The organism is Paenibacillus sp. MZ03-122A, from assembly GCF_024213325.1.
Classification (GTDB): Bacteria; Bacillota; Bacilli; order Paenibacillales; family Paenibacillaceae; genus Paenibacillus; species Paenibacillus polymyxa_B.
The window spans coordinates 1-818 of sequence record NZ_JANAVI010000054.1 but is presented as its reverse complement, the minus strand read 5'-3'; the positions used below and the strand labels follow the sequence as shown (position 1 = coordinate 818).

The 818-nt window shown below is 53.8% G+C and carries 1 rRNA gene; it reads right to left on the bottom strand.

Going from position 1 to position 818, the window contains the following annotated elements:
- Positions 1–818, bottom strand: a 23S ribosomal RNA gene (locus NLX74_RS25510); the annotation flags it as partial.

The window sequence follows — 818 nt, the reverse complement described above, 5'->3', positions numbered from 1 at the left end:
GCATCAAGCCATAGCTTCGGTGGTGTGTTTAGCCCCGTTACATTTTCGGCGCAGAGTCACTCGACCAGTGAGCTATTACGCACTCTTTCAATGGTGGCTGCTTCTAAGCCAACATCCTGGTTGTCTGTGCAACTCCACATCCTTTCCCACTTAACACACACTTGGGGACCTTAGCTGATGGTCTGGGCTGTTTCCCTTTCGACAATGGATCTTAGCACTCACTGTCTGACTCCCGGAACTAAATCTATGGCATTCGGAGTTTGACTGAGCTTGGTAACCCTTGCGGGCCCCGCACCCAATCAGTGCTCTACCTCCACGATTCTTCTTTCCGAGGCTAGCCCTAAAGCTATTTCGGGGAGAACCAGCTATCTCCGGGTTCGATTGGAATTTCTCCGCTACCCCCACCTCATCCCCGCATTTTTCAACATGCGTGGGTTCGGGCCTCCAGTGCGTGTTACCGCACCTTCACCCTGGACAGGGGTAGATCACCCGGTTTCGGGTCTACGTCCACGTACTCATTCGCCCTATTCAGACTCGCTTTCGCTGCGGCTTCAGCTCTTCACCTTAACCTTGCACGGGAACGTAACTCGCCGGTTCATTCTACAAAAGGCACGCCATCACCCATAGATCGGGCTCTGACTTCTTGTAAGCACACGGTTTCAGGATCTATTTCACTCCCCTTCCGGGGTGCTTTTCACCTTTCCCTCACGGTACTGCTTCACTATCGGTCGCCAGGGAGTATTTAGCCTTGGCAGATGGTCCTGCCGGATTCATACGGGGTTTCACGTGCCCCGCACTACTCGGGATCCGTCTCGGAG